Source organism: Kitasatospora sp. cg17-2 (assembly GCF_054031055.1).
The window spans coordinates 4,179,736-4,199,569 of sequence record NZ_CM132923.1 but is presented as its reverse complement, the minus strand read 5'-3'; the positions used below and the strand labels follow the sequence as shown (position 1 = coordinate 4,199,569).

The 19,834-nt window shown below is 73.1% G+C and carries 15 protein-coding genes; 11 read left to right on the top strand and 4 right to left on the bottom strand.

Features of this window, described 5'->3' with window-relative positions; genetic code table 11:
* The first annotated feature begins 139 nt into the window (after window positions 1-139).
* A complete protein-coding gene (purN, locus tag ACW14Y_RS17430; protein ID WP_380305328.1) occupies window positions 140-799 on the top strand; it encodes a phosphoribosylglycinamide formyltransferase in 660 nt (219 codons plus the stop codon).
* A complete protein-coding gene (gene purH / locus ACW14Y_RS17425; protein WP_340632284.1) occupies window positions 796-2,376 on the top strand; it encodes a bifunctional phosphoribosylaminoimidazolecarboxamide formyltransferase/IMP cyclohydrolase in 1,581 nt (526 codons plus the stop codon). The genes purN and purH overlap by 4 nt, the downstream gene beginning before the upstream one ends.
* A gap of 131 nt (window positions 2,377-2,507) precedes the next feature.
* Here purH and ACW14Y_RS17420 read toward each other — a convergent pair whose 3' ends face one another.
* Window positions 2,508-3,251: an RDD family protein gene (locus ACW14Y_RS17420; protein ID WP_380305326.1), complete on the bottom strand. Its 744-nt coding sequence runs from the start codon at window positions 3,249-3,251 to the stop codon at window positions 2,508-2,510.
* Window positions 3,252-3,894: 643 nt separating this feature from the next.
* Here ACW14Y_RS17420 and ACW14Y_RS17415 point away from each other — a divergent pair.
* From ACW14Y_RS17415 to ACW14Y_RS17390, 6 genes are all read left to right on the top strand, one after another.
* Window positions 3,895-4,749, top strand: coding sequence for a bifunctional methylenetetrahydrofolate dehydrogenase/methenyltetrahydrofolate cyclohydrolase (locus ACW14Y_RS17415; RefSeq protein ID WP_380305324.1), 855 nt, complete (start codon window positions 3,895-3,897; stop codon window positions 4,747-4,749).
* A 74-nt stretch (window positions 4,750-4,823) separates the two neighbouring features.
* Window positions 4,824-5,243: a DUF3017 domain-containing protein gene (locus ACW14Y_RS17410; RefSeq protein WP_053643287.1), complete on the top strand. Its 420-nt coding sequence runs from the start codon at window positions 4,824-4,826 to the stop codon at window positions 5,241-5,243.
* Window positions 5,244-5,444: 201 nt separating this feature from the next.
* Window positions 5,445-6,437 carry a malate dehydrogenase gene (locus ACW14Y_RS17405; protein WP_380309697.1) on the top strand — a complete coding sequence of 331 codons (993 nt, stop codon included), beginning with the start codon at window positions 5,445-5,447 and terminating at the stop codon, window positions 6,435-6,437.
* 80 nt (window positions 6,438-6,517) lie between these two features.
* Entirely contained in the window at window positions 6,518-7,843 is a 1,326-nt protein-coding gene (locus ACW14Y_RS17400; protein ID WP_380309699.1) for a hemolysin family protein, read from the top strand.
* A 30-nt stretch (window positions 7,844-7,873) separates the two neighbouring features.
* Window positions 7,874-8,914 carry a tryptophan--tRNA ligase gene (gene trpS / locus ACW14Y_RS17395; RefSeq protein ID WP_380309701.1) on the top strand — a complete coding sequence of 347 codons (1,041 nt, stop codon included), beginning with the start codon at window positions 7,874-7,876 and terminating at the stop codon, window positions 8,912-8,914.
* Window positions 8,911-9,465, top strand: coding sequence for a 2'-5' RNA ligase family protein (locus ACW14Y_RS17390; RefSeq protein ID WP_380384061.1), 555 nt, complete (start codon window positions 8,911-8,913; stop codon window positions 9,463-9,465). The genes trpS and ACW14Y_RS17390 overlap by 4 nt, the downstream gene beginning before the upstream one ends.
* Here ACW14Y_RS17390 and ACW14Y_RS17385 read toward each other — a convergent pair.
* Together ACW14Y_RS17385 and ACW14Y_RS17380 are read right to left on the bottom strand one after the other, a co-directional pair.
* Window positions 9,450-11,999, bottom strand: coding sequence for a CDP-glycerol glycerophosphotransferase family protein (locus ACW14Y_RS17385; RefSeq protein WP_456987525.1), 2,550 nt, complete (start codon window positions 11,997-11,999; stop codon window positions 9,450-9,452). The genes ACW14Y_RS17390 and ACW14Y_RS17385 overlap by 16 nt on opposite strands.
* A gap of 201 nt (window positions 12,000-12,200) precedes the next feature.
* Entirely contained in the window at window positions 12,201-15,776 is a 3,576-nt protein-coding gene (locus tag ACW14Y_RS17380) for a bifunctional glycosyltransferase/CDP-glycerol:glycerophosphate glycerophosphotransferase (protein WP_456987523.1), read from the bottom strand.
* 159 nt (window positions 15,777-15,935) lie between these two features.
* Between ACW14Y_RS17380 and ACW14Y_RS17375 the strand changes: the two genes are divergently transcribed.
* A complete protein-coding gene (locus tag ACW14Y_RS17375) occupies window positions 15,936-16,934 on the top strand; it encodes a glycosyltransferase family 2 protein (RefSeq protein ID WP_380311620.1) in 999 nt (332 codons plus the stop codon).
* Between the two features lie 95 nt (window positions 16,935-17,029).
* Entirely contained in the window at window positions 17,030-18,115 is a 1,086-nt protein-coding gene (locus ACW14Y_RS17370) for a YihY/virulence factor BrkB family protein (protein WP_456987521.1), read from the top strand.
* 32 nt (window positions 18,116-18,147) lie between these two features.
* On the opposite strand, the gene ACW14Y_RS17365 is transcribed toward ACW14Y_RS17370, so the two are convergent.
* Complete coding sequence (locus tag ACW14Y_RS17365) at window positions 18,148-19,365, bottom strand: D-alanyl-D-alanine carboxypeptidase family protein (RefSeq protein WP_380311616.1); 1,218 nt, start codon at window positions 19,363-19,365, stop codon at window positions 18,148-18,150.
* 147 nt (window positions 19,366-19,512) lie between these two features.
* Between ACW14Y_RS17365 and ACW14Y_RS17360 the strand changes: the two genes are divergently transcribed.
* On the top strand, window positions 19,513-19,770 hold the full coding sequence (locus ACW14Y_RS17360) for an SCO4848 family membrane protein (protein ID WP_380311614.1): 258 nt from the start codon (window positions 19,513-19,515) through the stop codon (window positions 19,768-19,770).
* Window positions 19,771-19,834 lie beyond the last annotated feature (64 nt).

The window sequence follows — 19,834 nt, the reverse complement described above, 5'->3', positions numbered from 1 at the left end:
GCAGCTCCCACGGGTTCCCCGGGGCCCGCGTCGCGGCGGGTTCTCCTGGAGTTCCTCCCCGCTCGACCTGCCGTTCGTAGTGGCCCCACCGCCGGTGGATGTACCAGCGGGCGGCGCCCGACCTACGGAGAATCGCGCAGTGGCCGCCGCCCCCGCTCAGCTCTTCCCGCCCCGCACGCCCGGACCGGCCCGTCTGGTGGTGCTGGTCTCCGGCTCCGGCACCAACCTCCAGGCGCTGATCGAGGCCGTCGCCGACCCCGCGTACGGGGCGGAGATCCTCGCCGTGGGCGCGGACCGGGACGGCATCGCCGGGCTGGAGCGCGCCGAGCGGGCCGGTCTGCCGGTCTTCGTGCACCGGGTGAAGGACCACGGGGACCGGGCGGACTGGGACCGCGCGCTGACCGCCTCCGTCGCCGGGTACGAGCCCGACCTGGTCGTCACGGCCGGGTTCATGAAGATCCTCGGCCCCGGGTTCGTCGAGGCCTTCGCGGGCCGGATCGTCAACACCCACCCCGCGCTGCTGCCCTCCTTCCCCGGCGCCCACGGCGTCACCGACGCGCTGGCGTACGGGGTGAGGGTCACCGGTTGCACCGTCCACCTGGTCGACGCCGGTGTCGACACCGGGCCGATCATCGCGCAGGGCGTCGTGGAGGTCCACGACGCCGACCACGCCGATGGCGGCGAGGCGCTGCACGAACGCATCAAGACTGTCGAGCGCAAGCTGCTCGTCGACGTCGTGGGCCGGCTGGCCCGCGAGGGTCACCGCATCGAGGACCGAAAGGTATGGATTCCGGCATGAGCGCCGCTCCCACCACGCCCCCTGTCTCCGAGAACGTCCGGCCGATCCGCCGCGCGCTGATCAGCGTGTACGACAAGACCGGTCTGGAGGAGCTGGCCCAGGGCCTGCACGCCGCCGGGGTCGCCATCGTCTCCACCGGCTCGACCGCCGGCCGGATCGCCGCCGCGGGCGTCCCGGTGACCGAGGTCTCCGAGCTGACCGGCTTCCCGGAGTGCCTGGACGGGCGCGTGAAGACCCTGCACCCCCGCGTGCACGCCGGTGTCCTCGCCGACCTGCGGCTGGAGTCGCACCGCGCGCAGCTGGCCGAGCTGGGCGTCGAGCCCTTCGACCTGGTCGTGGTGAACCTCTACCCGTTCAAGGCGACCGTCGCCTCCGGCGCCACCCCGGACGAGTGCGTCGAGCAGATCGACATCGGCGGCCCGAGCATGGTCCGCGCCGCCGCCAAGAACCACCCCTCGGTGGCCGTCGTGGTCGACCCGGCCCGCTACCAGGACGTGCTGACGGCCGTCCGGGGCGGCGGCTTCGACCTGCTGACCCGCAAGCGGCTGGCCGCCCAGGCCTTCTCCCACACCGCCGCCTACGACGTCGCGGTGGCCAACTGGTTCGAGGAGTCCGGCTACACGGAGACCGAGGACGCGTTCCCGGCCTTCCTGGGCTCGGCCTTCGAGCGCCAGAACGTGCTGCGCTACGGCGAGAACCCGCACCAGGGCGCCGCGCTCTACACCGACGGCAGCGGTGGCCTGGCCGGCGCGCGGCAGCTGCACGGCAAGGAGATGTCGTACAACAACTACGTCGACACCGACGCCGCCCGCCGCGCCGCCTACGACCACGCCGAGCCGGCCGTCGCGATCATCAAGCACGCCAACCCGTGCGGCATCGGGACCGGCGCCGACGTCGCCGAGGCGCACCGCAAGGCGCACGAGTGCGACCCGGTCTCCGCGTACGGCGGCGTGATCGCGGTCAACCGCCCGGTCACGGTGGCGCTGGCCGAGCAGATCGCCCCGATCTTCACCGAGGTCGTGGTGGCCCCCGGTTACGAGGACGGCGCCGTCGAGGTGCTGGCCCGCAAGAAGAACCTGCGCGTGCTGCTCGCCCCCGAGGCCCCGGCGAACCGCCAGGAGGTGCGCCCGATCTCCGGCGGCGTGCTGCTCCAGGACGCCGACCGGGTGCACGCCGAGGGCGACGACCCGGCGACCTGGACCCTGGCCTCCGGCGAGGCGCTGTCCCCGGCCGAGCTGGCCGAGCTGGCGTTCGCCTGGCGGGCCTGCCGGGCCGTCAAGTCCAACGCGATCCTGCTGGCCAAGGACGGCGCCTCGGTGGGCGTCGGCATGGGCCAGGTCAACCGCGTCGACTCCTGCAAGCTCGCGGTCGAGCGGGCCGGCGAGCGGGCCAAGGGCTCGTACGCGGCCTCGGACGCCTTCTTCCCGTTCGCGGACGGCGCGGCGATCCTGATCGCGGCCGGCGTGCGGGCGATCGTCCAGCCCGGCGGCTCGATCCGGGACGAAGAGGTGGTCGCGGCCGCCACCGAGGCCGGGGTGACCATGTACTTCACCGGCACCCGCCACTTCTTCCACTGACGCGTCCGCCGGCGGCCCGGCGCCGCACGGTACGCCGCTGAACGGCACCTCGCCGAACAGCACGGAACGACGGAACGGCCCGGCTCCCTCCACCGAGGGGGCCGGGCCGTTCCGTCGTACGGGGTACCGCGTTACTTCTTGATCACCAGGGTGCCGGCGGCACGGTCGTGCCAGCCCTGCAGCTTCCCGGAGTTGTCGAAGAACGGCGACAGGTAGACCAGCAGCGCGCCGATGTAGCAGAGGAACGCGCCGACGATCGGGATGATGAAGCGGATGAAGCCGCCGCCCAGACCCGGGTTCTGACCGGTGCTCTCCTTGACCACGCGCAGGCCCATGGCCATCTTGCCCAGGGTGGCGCCGGCGAAGGAGACCAGCAGCCACTCGTAGAGCAGGTTGAACACGGCCAGCACGCCGATCATGATCATCATGGTGGCGAGGACGCCGCTGGCGGCGTCGGTCTGCTGCTGGAGGCAGTCGCTGTAGGCCGAGCTGCCGTAGGTGTAGCTCGTGCAGTCGTCGGTGTCCTTGACGATGCCGAGCGTGCCGGCCAGGCCGAGGGCCATGACCAGGGCGATGATCGCGCCGACGGCCAGGCCGTCGATCAGCCGGGCCAGGAAGCGCTGGCCCATGGTCGCCAGCTTGACGGTGCCGAGCTGGGCGACGTTGATGTAGCCGTTGTTCGCCTGGAGGGTCCCCGGCGCCGGCGCGTACGCGTAGGCCTGCTGCTGCGGCACGCCGTAGCCCGGCTGCTGCGGGGGCTGCTGCGGGTAGCCGTAGCCGGCGGCCGGCGGAGCCTGCTGCGGGTAGCCGTAACCGGGCTGCTGGGGCTGCTGGGGCTGGTTGTACGGGTTGTTGGGGTCGGGCGGGTAGCTCATCGATGCCTCCGGGCATTGGGACAAGTGGGGACGGGACAGCGGAGGCCCCGGAACGGGCCGGCTGGACGGGTAGCCGGTCGGACGGGACGTTAGCGGAGCACACTGACACCGGGGGCGTGGGCCGACCGGTGGGCGAGCCCGCTCAGGGCCGTGGGAAGCGTGCGAACGGGAGCCGTGACGGCTCGGTGGCGCGCGGCAACCCGCGTCGGCGGTCGGTCGTCGGCGCGGTGCGGTCTGGTCGGCTCACTTCGTTCTTCCCCCGAGTACGCCCCGCCGGGTCTGTCCGTCGGCCCGTCACCGGGCCGGAATCGGCGGGGAATGCCTGCTCATCGTCGACCGGACGGCAGTACCGTGTCCAGCCGCGTCCGCACCTCGGGCCGGACTGTGGCGCAACCGCAATAAGAGCCGAACGTTCCGCATCCGTCCGACCCCCGTCCGGACCGTGCCCGCGGCCCCCCTCGGGCCCGGGTCCGACGCCCGTCCGACCCCCGCCCGGACCGCCCCCCGCGGCCCCGGCCCGACCCCCGCCCGGACCGCCCCCCGCGGCCCCGGCCCGACCCCCGTCCGGGCCCGCCCGGCGGCGCCCGTCCGCGGCCCGGGACCGGTGGCACGGACGCCCGCCCCGATCCGGGAGAATGGGGTCATGACTGCGCAGATTCTCGATGGCAAGGCGACCGCGGCCGCGATCAAGTCCGAACTCGCCACCCGCGTGGCGGCCCTCAAGGCCAAGGGCATCACCCCCGGCCTCGGCACCGTCCTGGTCGGCGACGACCCGGGCAGCCGCTGGTACGTCAACGGCAAGCACAAGGACTGCGCGGAGATCGGCATCGCCTCGATCCAGCGCGAGCTGCCCGCCACCGCCACCCAGGAGGACGTCGAGAACGTCGTCCGGGAGCTCAACGCCGACCCGACCTGCACCGGCTACATCGTCCAGCTGCCGCTGCCCAAGGGCCTCGACCCGAACCCGGTCCTGGAGCTGATGGACCCGGACAAGGACGCGGACGGCCTGCACCCGACCTCGCTCGGCCGCCTCGCCCTGGGCATCGAGGGCCCGCTGCCCTGCACCCCGCTCGGCATGGTCGAGCTGCTGCGCCGCCACGGCGTGCCGATCGACGGCGCCGAGGTGGTCGTGGTCGGCCGGGGCGTGACCGTCGGCCGCTCGATCGGCCTGCTGCTCACCCGCCGCAGCGAGAACGCCACCGTCACCCTCTGCCACACCGGCACCCGCGACCTCGCCCACCACCTGCGCCAGGCCGACATCATCGTCGCCGCCGCCGGTGTGCCGCACCTGGTCAAGCCGGAGGACGTCAAGCCCGGCGCGGCCGTGCTGGACGTCGGCGTCAGCCGCAGCGAGGGGAAGATCGTCGGCGACGTGCACCCCAACGTGGCCGAGGTGGCCGGCTGGATCTCCCCGAACCCCGGCGGCGTCGGCCCGATGACCCGCGCCATGCTGCTCAACAACATCGTGGTGGCGGCCGAGCGCCGCGCCGGCGTCTGACCACCGCGTCCGGCCGCCGGGCCCCCGGGCCCGGCCCGACCCATCCGATCGACGATCCCGAAGGACGGGAAGCCATGAGCGAACCGCGCCGGACCAGGCGCAGGCCGGTGAAGACCACCGGCACCCTGCCCCCCGAGGGCTCGGCGGCCGCGCTCGGGCGCGACCACGCGCTGCCGGTCCGGCAGTGGCCGATAACGGTGGTCCTGCTGGTGGTCGCCGCGGGTCTCGCGGTCACCTGGTTCGCCGACTTCCAGGACGGCTTCAAGTACGGGCTGCTGATCGTCGGCGGCGGCGTGCTGCTCGGCGCGCTGCTCCGGCTGGTGCTGCCGGAGGTCGGCATGCTGGCGGTGCGCAGCCGCTTCACCGATGTGATCGTGCTGACGTTCCTCGGTCTGTCGATCGTGCTGCTGACCCTGATGGCCCAGCCCAACCCGTGGCTGGAGTTCCCGCTGCTGGACAACATCGGCCAGCTGATCGGCCGTCCGCGCCGCTGACCGGACCGCCCGCCGGCCCCCCGCCCGACGCCCGGGCGGGGGGCCGTCATCGTCTGTGACCGAGCAGTCACGACCGCGACCGCGGCGTACGCTTCCCTTTGCGATACCCTGACGCCGGTTCTCTCGATGTCGAGAGACCGTCCTCGGCTCCAGAGCGCCGACGTGCCTGGGGCACCTGGCGATTTGCTGGAGAAGGTAGAAATGACCCGCACCCCCGTCAATGTCACCATCACCGGAGCGGCCGGCCAGATCGGCTACGCGCTGCTCTTCCGCATCGCCTCGGGCCACCTGCTCGGCGCCGACGTCCCGGTGAACCTGCGCCTCCTGGAGATCCCGCAGGGCCTCAAGGCCGCCGAGGGCACCGCGATGGAGCTCGTGGACTGCGCCTTCCCGCTGCTGCGCGACATCACCATCACCGACAAGCCGGCCGAGGCCTTCGACGGCGCCAACGTCGCGCTGCTGGTCGGTGCCCGCCCGCGCACCGCCGGCATGGAGCGCGGCGACCTGCTGCAGGCCAACGGTGGCATCTTCGGCCCGCAGGGCAAGGCCATCAACGACCACGCCGCGGACGACATCAAGGTCCTGGTGGTCGGCAACCCGGCCAACACCAACGCCCTGATCGCCCAGCGCAACGCCCCGGACGTCCCGGCCGAGCGCTTCACCGCGATGACCCGTCTGGACCACAACCGCGCCGTCGGCCAGCTCTCGCTGAAGACCGGCGCCCTGGTCTCCGAGATCAAGCGCGTCACCATCTGGGGCAACCACTCCGCCACCCAGTACCCGGACATCTTCCAGGCCGAGATCGCCGGCAAGCCGGCCTTCGAGGCCATCGGCAGCGACCAGGCCTGGCTGGAGAACGACTTCGTCCCGACCGTCGCCAAGCGCGGCGCCGCGATCATCGAGGCCCGTGGCGCCTCCTCGGCCGCCTCGGCCGCCAACGCCGCCATCGACCACGTGTACACCTGGGTCAACGGCACCGCCGAGGGCGACTGGACCTCGATGGGTGTCGTCTCCGACGGCTCCTACGGCGTCCCGGCCGGCCTGATCTCCTCCTTCCCGGTCACCACCAAGGACGGCGAGTTCTCGATCGTCCAGGGCCTGGAGATCTCCGACTTCTCGCGCGGCCGCATCGACGCCTCGGTCCAGGAGCTGACCGAGGAGCGCGACGCGGTCCAGGAGCTCGGCCTCATCTGAGCCGGCCCCGACGCCTCCACGACGGCCCGTCGTCCCCGTTTCCGCGGGGGCGGCGGGCCGTCGTCCTACACTGACCCGCTGTGAACGAAACCATCGAGGACGCCGCGCTCGTCCTCGTCTTCATCGTCCTGGGCGGCCTGTTCAACGTCGCCGAGATCTCGCTGATCTCGCTGCGCGAGGGACAGATCCGGACGCTGGAGGCACGCGGCACCCGGCGGGCGGCCCGGGCCGCGCACCTCGCCGCCGACCCGAACCGCTTCCTGGCGGCCGTCCAGGTCGGCGTGACCTGCATGGGCTTCCTCTCCGCCGCGTTCGGCGCCGACACCCTGGCCGGCAAGGTGGCCCCGCTGTTCGTCCGGGCCGGGCTGTCCGAGGGCGTCGCCGACGCCACCGCCCTGGTCGGACTGACCCTGGTGATCAGCTACGTCTCGCTGGTGCTCGGCGAGCTCACCCCGAAGCGGATCGGTCTCCAGCGGGCCGACTCCATCGCCCTGCTGGCGGCGCCGGTGGTCGACGTCATGTCGGTGGTGCTGCGCCCGGCGATCTGGCTGCTCGGTCGCTCCACCGACCTGATGGTCCGGCTGTTCGGCGGCGACCCGGCCGCCGGCCGGGGTTCGATGAGCTCGGAGGAGCTCCGCGGCCTGGTCGCCGCCAACACCGAACTCGGGAACGACGAGCGGACGCTGATCGCCGATGTGTTCGCCGCGGGGGAGCGGCAGCTGCGCGAGGTGATGGTCCCGCGCACCGAGGTGACCTTCCTGGACGCCGAGCGCCCGCTCGCCGAGGTGCGCGCCCAGGCGGAGTCCTCGCCGCACTCCCGCTACCCGGTGATCGAGGGCAGCTACGACGCGGTGACCGGCTTCGTGCACGTCCGCGACCTGTACGGCGCGCGCGGCGAGCGGGCCGCCAAGGTCCGCGACCTGGCCCGCCCGATCAAGCTGCTGCCCGGCACCAAGCGGGTGCTGGCGGCGATGGGGGAGATGCGCCGGGAGGGCCACCACCTGGCGATCGTGGTCGACGAGTACGGCGGCACCGCCGGCATCGTCACCCTGGAGGACCTGGTGGAGGAGGTGATCGGGGAGATCAGGGACGAGTACGACACCCCGGAGTCCTCCCCGACCCGGCGGCTGGCCGGCGGCGGCGTGGAGCTCGACGGCCTGCTCAACCTGGCCGACTTCGTCGAGGAGACCGGCGTCACCCTCCCCGAGGGCCCGTACGAGACGGTGGCCGGCTGCCTGGTCGCCGCGCTCGGCCGGCTGCCCGCCGACGGCGACCGGGTGCGGATCCCGGCCGGTCCCGGTGAGGAAGTGCTGCTGACGGTGGCCAAACTGGAGGGCCGGCGGATCGCCCGGGTGAGGGTGAGTGCGGTCACACTGGCGGAACCGCCGGGGCAGGAGGTTTCCTGACCGGTCGGTGGAACTGGAAGAATGGCCCGCATGGTCAACGCAGCGGTCACTGGTCCGGTCAAGGACCGTCCCCGGGTGCTCTCGGGCATCCAGCCCACCTCCGGTTCGTTCCACCTCGGCAACTACCTGGGCGCGGTGCGCCAGTGGGTCGATCTGCAGAAGGAGAACGACGCCTTCTACATGGTCGTCGACCTGCACGCGATCACCGTGCCGCAGGATCCGGCGACGCTGCGCCAGAACACCCGGATCTCCGCCGCGCAGCTGCTCGGCGCCGGTCTCGACCCGGAGCACTGCACCCTCTTCGTCCAGTCGCACGTGCCCGAGCACGCGCAGCTCGCCTGGGTGATGAACTGCCTCACCGGCTTCGGCGAGGCCTCCCGGATGACCCAGTTCAAGGACAAGTCCTCCCGGTACGGCGCCGACAGCACCACGGTCGGCCTGTTCACCTACCCGATCCTGCAGATCGCGGACATCCTGCTCTACCAGGCGGACGCCGTCCCGGTCGGCGAGGACCAGCGCCAGCACGTGGAGATCACCCGCGACCTCGCGGAGCGCTTCAACTCCCGCTACAGCCCGACCTTCACGGTCCCGAAGCCGTACATCCTCAAGGAGACGGCGAAGATCCAGGACCTCCAGGACCCGGCCGTCAAGATGAGCAAGTCCGCGTCCTCCCCCAAGGGCCTGGTCAGCCTGCTGGACGAGGCGAAGGCCAGCGCGAAGAAGATCAAGAGCGCCGTCACCGACACCGGCACCGTCGTCAGCTACGACGAGCAGGAGAAGGCCGGCGTCTCCAACCTGCTGCGGATCCACTCGGCGCTCAGCGGGCAGTCGGTCGAGCAGCTGGTCGCGCACTTCGAGGGCAAGATGTACGGCGCCCTGAAGACCGAGCTGGCCGAGCTCTTCACCGAGTGGGTGCTGCCCTTCCAGGAGCGCACCAGGACCTTCCTGGACGACCCGGCCGAGCTGGACCGGGCCCTCGCGGTGGGTGCCGAGAAGGCCCGCGCGGTGGCGTCCGAGACGCTGGCCACGGTGTACGACCGGATCGGCTTCCTCCCGGCCTCCGCGCGGTGACTCCGCTGACGAGCCTGCCCGGTGGTCAGGAGCTCCCCGAGTTCCTGACCATCGGCGTGTCCGTCACTGTCCCGGATCCGTACGGCACGGCGATCCAGGACGCGCGCGCCGGGCACGGCGATCCGCTGGCCCGGTCGATACCCACGCACGTCACCCTGCTGCCGCCCACCGAGGTGCCGGCCGAGGCACTGCCGAAGATCGAGGAGCACCTGGCGGCGGTGGCCGCCGCGCACCGGCCGTTCCGGATGGTGCTGCGCGGCGGCGGGACCTTCCGCCCGGTCTCCCCGGTGGTCTTCGTCCGGGTGGAGGAGGGCGAGCGGGAGTGCCGGCTGCTGGAGGCGGACGTCCGCTCCGGCCCGCTGGCCAGGGAGCTGGCCTTCCCGTACCACCCGCACGTGACGGTGGCGCACGGTCTGGAGGAGCACGTGCTCGACCGGGCCCAGGAGCAGGCCCGGTCCTTCCACGCGGCCTTCCCGGTGCCCGGGTTCAGCCTCTCCCGCTTCGACCTCGACGAGGTCTGGCGGCCCTGGCGGTCCTACACCTTCTCCTGACCCCCGGAGCGGCCGAGCTCCAGCATCCGGTCGACCACCCGACGGGCCGCGGCGCCGTCGTCCAGCACGCAGTGGGTGTCCCGGAAGCGCCGGTACCGCTCGGCGTAGCCGGCCGGCAGTCCGTCACCTCCGTCGCCCCGGCCACCGTCGTCCGCGAGCGCGCGCAGTGCCGTGACCAGGCCGGCCGAGTCGTCGAGCAGCGGTCCCGGGGCCTGGGCCTCGAAGTCGAAGGCGAAGCCGCGCAGGCCGTCCCGGTAGTGCGCCAGGTCGTAGGTGAAGAACAGCACCGGCCGGCCGGTGACGGCGAAGTCGAACAGGATCGACGAGTAGTCCGTCACCAGGACGTCGGCGATCAGCAGCAGTTCCTGGACGTCCGGGTAGTCGGCGCAGTCGATCGCGAAGCCGTCCCCGGTGCCGGTCAGCGGCTCGCGGACGTGTGCGTGCGGCCGCAGCAGCAGCACGTGGTCCCCGCCGAGCGCCTGCCGGGCCCGGTCGAGGTCGAGCCGCAGGTCGAGCCGGAAGCCGTCACCGTCCGGGCGCGGCCGGTCCTCCCGCCAGGTCGGCGCGTAGAGCACCACCCGGCGGCCCGCCGGGATCCCCAGCCGGCGCCGGACGGCGTCCGCCCGGCGCGGGTCGGGACGGGCCAGCACGTCGTTGCGCGGGTAGCCGGACTCCAGGATCTCGCCCCGGTAGCGGAAGGCCCGGCGCAGGATCGGGGTGGCGAAGGGGCTGGGGGAGAGCAGCAGGCTCCAGTGCGGGGTCTCCCGGTCGAGCGCCGCGAGGTAGCCGTGGTCGGCGAGCCAGGGGTTGTCGACGTCGTGGGCGATCCGCTTGAGCAGGGCGCCGTGCCAGGTCTGTACGACGACCTGGCCGGGACGACGGCGCAGGAAGTCCGGGAAGTGGGTGTTGCCGACGAGGTAGCGGCTGGTGGCCAGCGCCCGGTACCACTCGGGGCTCCAGACCCGGACGGCGCGGACCCCGGGCGGCAGCTCGGCCTGGGCGTCGTCGACCACCCACATGTGCTCCAGCGGCGCGCCCCGGCGGGCGAGTTCGGTGTGCACGGCGCGCGGTGAGTCGGCGTAGCCCCGGCCGCCGAACACGTCGTAGAGCACGGCCTCGCGCAGCGGTTCGCGGCAGGCGGCCGGGTAGCCGGCGGTGCGCTGGCGGGCCTGGGTCCAGGCGCTGCGCTCGGCGGCGGTGAGCACGGGGGTGGAGTCGAGCAGCAGGGTGTCGTGCCAGCGGCGCTCCAGCAGGATCCGTTTGCCGCCGGCCAGGGTGGCGGCGGGCAACGCGGCCAGGACGGCGGGCGAGGCGGTCAGCGGGCGGGCCGGTCCCGGCCGGCCGACGGGCTCCAGGGTGGCTTCCCACAGGCCCTTGCGCAGGGGCAGCGCGGTGCCGTCGGAGCCGGTGCGGGTGGCGGGCAGCCGGATCGTGAACCGCCGGCCCGGGCCGGTCCGGACCGGGTGGCGGACCTCGCCACCGGTGCCGTTGTGCCGCAGGACGAGCTCCAGCGGGCCCTCGGCGGGGCAGTGGCCGGTGAGTTCGAAGCCGCCGGCCCGGGTGGTGAGCCGCTCGACCCAGCCGGCGGCGGGGCGGACGCAGAGCTGGAGCCGGCCGTCGGCGAGGTGCTTGAGGTACAGGGCCCGGTCCTCGGCCCCGGGCAGCGGGTGCTGGCCGGAGACCGGCCCGCCGCGCTCGTCCAGGACGAGCGGCTCGGCGGTGCCGTCGGGGTGGACCAGCGCGGCGTCCCAGTGCTCCAGTTCGGCGGTGCCGCGCCCGTCGGCGGTGAACGGCGCGTACGGCAGCCGGACGCCGCGGGTCCGTCCGGTACCGGCGGCGGGCCGGATCAGCACGGTGCCGCTCTCGCGGTGGCGCAGCCGGAACGCGGTCCGGGCCGGGAGCGGATCGGCGGCGGTGAGGTGCAGGTCGATGCCGTCGGGGCCGGGGACGGCCCGGGTGAGGCGGGCGGCGGGGCGTTCGAGCCGCACGGCGAGCCGGCCGTCGGCGAAGTACGGCTGGAGCCGCACGTCGTGGTCGACCCAGCGGGCGGGCGGGTACTCGCCGGAGCCGCACCAGTGCGGGGCGAGGCCGCCGTACTGGCGGCGCAGCCGGGTGGGGCGGGCGAGGGTGAACAGGGTGGCCTCGACGGTCCAGTCGCCGAGCAGCCAGCCGTCGGCGGTGCGCAGCCGGCGCGGCTCGACCAGGGCGGTGAAGCCGGCCCAGTCGTGGTTGTGCTCCGGCTGGGCGCTGTCGTCGGTGATCTCGGGGAGCCTGCGGGGCCTGGTGGGGAGGTGGAGGGGCGGGCCGTCGTCGCCGGGGCGCAGGGTCAGCCAGGTCCAGGCCGAGCCGGGTCGGGCGGTGGACCGGTCGTCGGGGCGGGCGAAGCCGGTGAGTTCCAGGCCGCGGGAGGACCAGCGGGCGCGCAGCAGTCCGAAGGCGGCGTGCTCCTCCTCGTCCGGCAGCGGGGTGCCGAAGCGGGGGTCGCCGAACCGGGGGGCGGCGTGCGGGAGGACGAACCTGGTGAGGACAGCCATTTCCACGGACCTTTCTCGGCGAGAATTTCCATCTCAGCGGGAAAAGTATGCGAGGTCAATTTGAGAATTGACTGTGAATTAGCTGTCGAGTTCGTCCGGGAAACTCCAGTTCGAAATCCCGGAAATATGAGGACGGGAAATGCGGAGGGCGCCCGACGCGGAATGTGCGTCGGGCGCCCTCCACCGGGCGGGAACTCCCGGTCAGGCCTCGCGGCTCAGCATGGCGTCCACCGCCCGGGCGGCGGCGCGGCCGTCGTCCAGGTCGCAGTACTTGTCGCGGAACGCCGCGTACTTCCCGGCGTGCTCGGCGGCGACCTCGTCCACCCGGCCGAGCGCGGCCACCAGCTCCTCGGACGTGGCCAGCAGCGGGCCGGGCGCCTCCGCCTCGAAGTCCAGCGAGAAACCGCGCAGGTTGTCGCGGTAGTGCGCCAGGTCGTAGGTGAAGAACAGGATCGGCTTGCCGGTCACGGCGAAGTCGAAGGTCGCCGCCGTGTAGTCGGTCACCAGCACGTCGGCGACCAGCAGCAGTTCGCCCATGTCCGGGTAGCTGCTGACGTCCCAGACGTAGCCGTTGCCGGCCGCCGGGATCTGCTCACGGACGTTGGCGTGCCGGCGGACCAGCAGCACCTGGTCGTCGCCCAGCGCGGCCTGCGCCGCCTCCAGGTCCACCTGGAGGTGCAGCTGGTAGCCGCCGTAGTGGCGGCGCCGGTCCTCGCGCCAGGTCGGCGCGTACAGCACGACCTTCTTGCCCTCGGGCAGGCCGAGCCGCTCGCGCACCCGCTCGGCGGTCTTCTCCTTGTCGGCGGCGAAGAACACGTCGTTGCGCGGCAGGCCGCTCTCCAGGATCTCGCCCTTGAAGTCGAAGGCGCGGCGCAGCACCGGGGCGGCCCAGGTGCTGCCGGCCAGCAGCAGGCTCCAGTTCGGGACCTCCTTGGCGAGGCCCTTCAGGTAGTGCGCGTCGGTGAACCAGACCTTCTCGAAGTCGTGGCCGATCTGCTTCAGCGGCGAGCCGTGCCAGGTCTGCAGCACGATCTGGCCGGGGCGGCGGACGAAGAAGTCCGGCAGGTGCGCGCTGGTGACGATGTACTTCGCGGTGGCCAGGGTCTCGAACCACTCCGGGCTCCAGAGCCGGACCGCGCCCGCCGACTGCGGCAGGTCCGCCTGCAGGTCGTCGGTGCCCCAGAAGTGCTCCAGCGGCAGGTCGCGGCGCACCAGCTCCTCGTGGATCGCCCGCGGCGAGTCCGAGTAGAGGCCGCCGAGCGCGACGTTGTAGAGCACCGTGTCGCGCAGCGGCAGCCGGCGGGCGGCCGGGTAGTCGACCGTCCGCAGCCGGCGCTGGCGCCAGCCGCTGCGCTCGTCCGGATGCAGTATGTTCTCGGACTCCAGCTGCAGGCCGTCGTGGTGGCGACGCTCCAGCACGATCCGCTTGCCGCGGGCCTCCACCTCCAGCGGCAGCGAGTTCCAGCACTCGGGCGCGATCAGCGCGTACGAGGTCATGTCCGGGTGGAAGACGGCGCCGACCGGGCGGAACGAGACGCTCCAGCCGCCCTGGGCCAGCGGCACGTTGCCCGCGAAGGACGCGGTCGGCACGGCCGGCAGCGCGGTCCGGAACCGGCCGTCCGCGATCTCCACCGGGTAGACGTGCTGCTCCTCGCCCCAGTGGTGGCGCACGACCAGCTCCCAGCGGTGGGTGCCGGGCAGCGGGAAGGTGCCGCTGAGCAGGAAGCCGTCCGCGCCGCGCGAGGTCACCTCGTGCACGACCGGCTGCAGCAGCTGGTCCAGGAACTGCAGGTAGCCGCCCGGGGAGGGCTTGGAGAAGAGGGCGCGCCGCTGCACGGGCTCGGCGTCGGGGTTCAGCACCAGGTTGAGCTGCTCCGGCGCGTTCCGGTCGTCCCAGACCAGCGAGGCGGTGGTGCCGTCGGCCAGCTCCAGGGTGGTGTCCCAGCGGTCGCGGGCGCGCTCCTCGGCGATCGGGTCCAGCTCGGCCCAGGACTCCCGGACCGCGGTGAGCTCGGAGATCCGCACGGTGGCGTGGAACTGCTGGAGGCTGCCGACCGAGGAGCCGGCGGTCACCGGGAAGGTCAGCTCGCGCTCGGACTCCACGTGGGTCATCCGCAGCCGGGCCCCGGCCAGCCGGACGCCGGAGCGGGCGGCGCCGGACACCTCGACCGTGTCGCCGCTCGCGGCCACCCCGGTCACCCGGACCTTGACGTTCTCCACCCGCAGGTAGACGCTGCCGTCGCGGACGAACGGGACGACCCGCACGTCCGGCTCGACCCAGTGCGAGGGCTGGTAGAGCGCGCTGTCCGCCCAGCCGGCCCAGACCCGGCCCTTGTAGACGCCGCCCTTGCCCGCGCCGGCGACCAGGACGCGCCAGTTGCCGTCCTTCCACTGGCCGCGGTGCTTGAGCTTCTCCGGGTCGAGCGCGACGGTGAAGCCGGCCCAGTCGCAGTTGTAGAGGTCGTGGTGGTTGGTGGCGGTGGCCTCGGGGCTGAACTGGGTCTTCATCGGCACGGCGATGACCCGGCGGCCCTTGGCCTCGCGCAGCACCAGGGTGCGCACCATGTCGTGCTTGTTGGCCGCGCCCAGCTGCTCCGGGTACGCGTGGCCGGTCAGCCGCAGCCGGCCGGCCTCCCAGCGGGCGTCGTAGAGCCGGCTGCGGATGACGGTGGAGTTGCGCAGGCTGAGCAGGCCGGCCGGCACGCTCTTGCGGCCGCCGCGCAGGAACGGGTAGTCGGCGTACGGGCGCAGCACGCCCTTGGCGACGACCCCGCCGTTGCTCTCGCCCTCGTACTTGATCTGCTCGACGAACTCGTCGATCCGGCCCTGCAGGGTCAGGTGGTACTTCAGCCGCAGCGGCGCGCGCAGCTTCTTGACCTGCTCGGGGCCGATCGCCCGCAGCAGCCGGCTGACGCTGGTGATGTACGCGTCCCGGTACTCCTTGTCGCCGTCCACGACGGACCAGAAGAACATCGGGATCTCTTCGACGAGGGTGTTCTCGTCGTAGGTCTTGAGGTACTCGGCGAAGCGCGGCTCGGTCTGCTTCCGCAGCCAGGCGCGGACCAGCTCGACCGAGGCGACCCGGTCGACCAGGCCCTTGGGGTTGGTGCGCATCTGGGTGATCGACATCTCGCCGACCTCGCGCTCGCGCCAGTGGTAGATCGGCTCGGAGAGCACGTCCACGCTCTTGGCGAGGTAGTGGTGCGGCACGCTGACCGGGGCGTCCTCGTACAGGATGCCCTCGGGGTAGACGATCCCGGCCGCGTCGAAGAAGGAGCGGCGGTAGACCTTGTTCCACGCGGTGCGGTCGGTGACCAGCGAGGGGATCTCGGTGATGTGCGTCTTCAGCACGGTCTTGGCGAACGGGCGGCTGTGGCCGCCGGACTGGTAGTAGCCGATCGCGCGGAAGCGCAGCACGTTGCCGGTGGCGAAGTCCGAGCCGGTCTCGTCCAGCGTGTTGATCATCAGCTCGTACGCACTGGGCGGCATCGAGTCGTCGCTGTCGACGAAGCACAGGAACTCGGCGTCCGGGTCGATGTGCCGGATACCGGTGTTGCGGGCCGCGCCGAGGCCCTTGTTGACCTGGCGGACCAGCCGGAACCGGGAGTCCTTGGCGGCGTACGCCTCGGCGAGGGCGGCGCTGTCGTCCTTCGAACCGTCGTCGACCATGACGCACTCGAAGTCCGTGAAGGTCTGGGCGGCGATCGAGTCGAGGCATTCCACGAGGTAGCGCTCGACGTTGTAGATCGGGACGACGATGGAGAGGCGGGGAGCCATCGGCTACGCAGGCCTTTCTCGGGAAGGAGCGTGGCAGCCCCCTCGGGGTCTGACCGCACTTTGATTCGGTGCGTACGTGCGCGTCGAATCCTACCCCCGGCCCATGGACCCCCCGGGGGCCGTCCGGGGCCCCCTGGGCAGGCCCACTACCCTGGGGCCATGCCCCGCTTCAGTGTGATCGTCCCGGTCTACCGGGTCGAGGAGTACCTCGCCGAGTGCCTCGCCTCGGTGCTCGGCCAGGACGGCCCGGACATCGAGCTGATCGCGGTGGACGACCGCTCCCCGGACGGCTGCGGCGCGCTGCTCGACACGGCCGCCGCCGAGGACCCCCGGGTGCGGGTGCTCCACCTGCCGGAGAACGTCGGCCTCGGCCCGGCCCGCAACGCCGGCCTCGCCGTCGCCACCGGCGACTACGTGCTCTTCCTCGACAGCGACGACACCCTGACCCCCGGTCTGCTGAAGGCCGTCGACGACCGGCTGCGGGCCGTCGGCGACCCGGACGTCCTGGTCTACGACTACGCCCGCACCTACGCGGACGGCCGGACCGTCCGGGCCGCCTCCGCCAAGGTCTTCGGCGCCCCGTCCCGGGAGGTCTTCGACCTCGCCGAGCGCCCCGAGCTGCTCGAACTGCTCCAGGTGGTGTGGAACAAGGCCTACCGCCGCGACTTCGTCACCGCCCAGGGCCTGACCTTCCCGGCCGGGTACTACGAGGACACCCCCTGGACGTACCCGGCGCTGCTCGCCGCCCGCGGCATCACCCTGCTCGACCGGGTCGGCGTCCACTACCGGCAGCGCCAGGAGGGCGGCAACATCCTGGCCACCGCCAGCCGCAAGCACTTCGACGTCTTCGGCCAGTACGACCTGGTCTTCGCGTTCCTCGACAGCCGCCCCGAGCTGGACCGCTGGCGCCCGGTGGTCTACGGCCGGATGCTGCACCACCTCAACACCGTGGTCTCCCGGCCCGGCCGGGTCCCGCCCGGCGACCGCCGGGAGTTCTTCCGCCGGGCCGCCGAGCACTGCGCCCGGCTGCGCCCGGCCGGCCACCGGATGTCCGGCGGGGTGTCCGGACTGCGCACCGAACTGCTCGGCCACGGCCGGTACACCGCCTACCAGGCGGTCCGGGCGCTGGCCCGGGCCCGCCGGATGGTCCGGCGCTGACGGCCGGTCCGACGGCCGGTCTCGCGGTGGGTCTGGCCGCCGGTCTGACGGCGGGCCTGACGGCCGTTCGGGGGACGGGCCGGTATAACCGGACGGTGGACTTCCTGACCCGTCTCCCGGTGATCGGCCCGATCGTGACGCGGGTGCTGCGCAGCCGCCCCTACCGCGCCTACGAGCACTTCACCGCGCTGCGCGGCAACCGACTGGCCGGCGCGGTCACCTTCTTCGGCTTCCTCGCGCTCTTCCCGCTGCTGACGGTCGCGCTGGCGATCGCCGTCGCGACCCTCAGCGACAGCCGGGTCGACGACATCCAGAAGCACGTCTCCGACCAGCTGCCGGGCATCTCCGACGCCCTCAACCTGCCCTCGCTGGTGGCCAACGCGGGTGCGGTCGGACTCGTCAGCGGCGTCCTGCTGGTGCTCTCCGGCCTCGGCTGGGTGGACACCATGCGGACCTCGATCCGGGACCTCTGGCAGCTGCCCGACGAGGAGGGCAACCCGCTGCTGCGCAAGGGCTGGGACTTCGTGGTCCTCGGCGGCCTCGGCCTGGTCTCGCTGGTCTCGCTCGGCGCCTCGGCCGCCGGGACGACGCTGGCCGGCCGGATCGCCGACTGGATCGGCCTGGGCTCGGGCGGGTACCTGCTCACCGCGGCCGGGCTGCTGATCGCCGTCGGCTGCGACATGCTGCTCTTCGCCTACCTGCTGGCGCCGTTCCCGCGGATCGCGCACCAGCACCGGCGGGACGTCCTGAAGGCCGCGCTGATCGGCGCGGTCGGCTTCGAGCTGCTGAAGATCCTGCTGTCCTCGTACCTCGGCTCGGTCGCGGGGAAGAGCCTCTACGGCGCCTTCGGCGTGCCGGTGGCGCTGCTGCTGTGGATCAACTTCGTCTGCCGGCTGCTGATGTACTGCGTGGCCTGGACGGCGACCGCCGACCCGGTGGCGGCCCGGCAGCGGGCCCGCGAGCGCGCCGCGGCGCTGGTCGCGGCCGCGGACGAGGAGGAGGCGGCCGACAGGGCGGAGGCGGCGGCCGAGGAGACGGCTGCGGAGGCGGCGGCCGAGGGGGCGGCTGCGGAGGGGGAGAAGGCCGAGGGGGCGGCTGCGGAGGGGGAGAAGGCCGAGGAGGCGGCGGCCGACGGGGAGGACCGGCCCCGGCCCCGGCGCTCCCAGGACGGGGAGGGCTGAGGCCGGGGGAGGGGCGCTCCGGCGGACCGGGCTCAGCGGGCGGCCGCGCGCCGCCGGTTCAGCAGCAGCACGGCACCCGCGCCGCCCGCCGTCAGGACCACCCCGACGACGACCCAGCCGACCGGCCCGAGGCCGTCGTCCCCGGCGGGGTCCGCCGCCCGGGCGGTCGCCGGGGCGGACCGGTCGGTGGCGGTCGGCGAGGGGTGCGGCGGCGGGGCGGGCACCCCGGCGGCACCGCCCGCCTGTCCGGTCGGCGTCGGCGCGGCGCTCTCGCCCTCCTCCACCAGCTTCCCGACCGGGGCCACCTTGCCGGCCGCGGCGAAGCCCCAGTCCAGCAGCGCGGCCGTCTCGTCGTACACCTTCTGATAGGTGGTGGGGTGCATCACCGTCACCAGCAGGGTGCGGCCGTTCCGTTCGGCGGCGCCGACGAAGGTCGAGCCGGCGTTGGTGGTGAAACCGTTCTTCACCCCGATCAGGCCCGGGTACTTGCCGAGCAGCCGGTCGGTGTTGGCGATCCCGAAGCTCCCGCGCTGCCCGGTGTTCCGGTCCACCGCGCCCGGGAACATCGCGTCGCGGGTCGCGCAGTAGCTCCGGAAGTCCGGGTTGCGCAGCCCCGCCCGGGCGAACAGCGTCAGGTCGTAGGCCGAGGACACCTGGCCGTCCGAGTCGTAGCCGTCCGGCGAGACCACCCTGGTGTCCCGGGCCTGCAGCGCCTCCGCCCGCGCCTGCATCTCGGCGACGGTCTGCTGGACGCCGCCGTTCATGTGCGCGAGGACGTGCACCGCGTCGTTCCCCGAGCTCAGGAACACCCCGCGCCAGAGGTCCTCGACCCGGTAGTCGAGGTCCTCCTTGATGCCGACCAGGCTGCTGCCCGCGCCGATCCCCTGGATCTCCTCGGGCGCGACCCGGTGCACGGCGTTGCGGTCGAACTTCGGCAGCACGGTGTCGGCGAAGAGGATCTTCAGGGTGGAGGCCGGGGCCAGCCGCAGATGCGGGTTGCTGGCCGCCAGCACCTCTCCTGACGCGGCGTCGGCGACTATCCAGGACTGTCCGGTGAGGTCCCCCGGCAGCGCCGGGGCGCCCGCCAGCGGATCCACCTGGACCCCCGGGAGCCCCAGCCGGTCGCCCCCGACCGAGGCCGACGGCGGCGACCCCGGCGGGGCCGCGACGGCCACCGGGGCGGCGAGCAGGAGCGGAAGGGCCGCGGCGGGCGCGGCGATCAGGCGTGCGAGCTTCGAGCTAGTGGGCACCAGCTGACGGTACCCACTCGGGACCCCCGCCGTCCGCCTCTCCGCCCCGGTCCGCCGCAGGAGGGGGCCGCCGTACGCCGAACGGACGCCCACGCATACTGGGGAAGCACACCGCCTTCACCTCCCCGCCCCACCGAGGACCGCCCCATGAAGCTCAGCCGCCGCACCTCCTGGTTCCTGACCGCCTTCGGCGTCTGGTCCCTGATCATCTGGACCACCTTCGTCAAGAACCTCTGGAAGGACTCCGGCGGCCAGGCCTTCACCGGCGGCGACCACTCCCAGCCCACCGCCTTCTTCTGGGTCCACCTCCTGCTGGCCCTCACCTCGCTCGCCCTCGGCCTCGCCATCGGCGCCCTCGGCGTCCGCGGCCTCCGCGCCGCCCGCCGGGAACCGGCCACCGGCTGAGCTGCGAAAACTCGTTGCCCGGGGGGCGGACGCCCTGGCAGGATCCCATCGCTCGAGCACGATC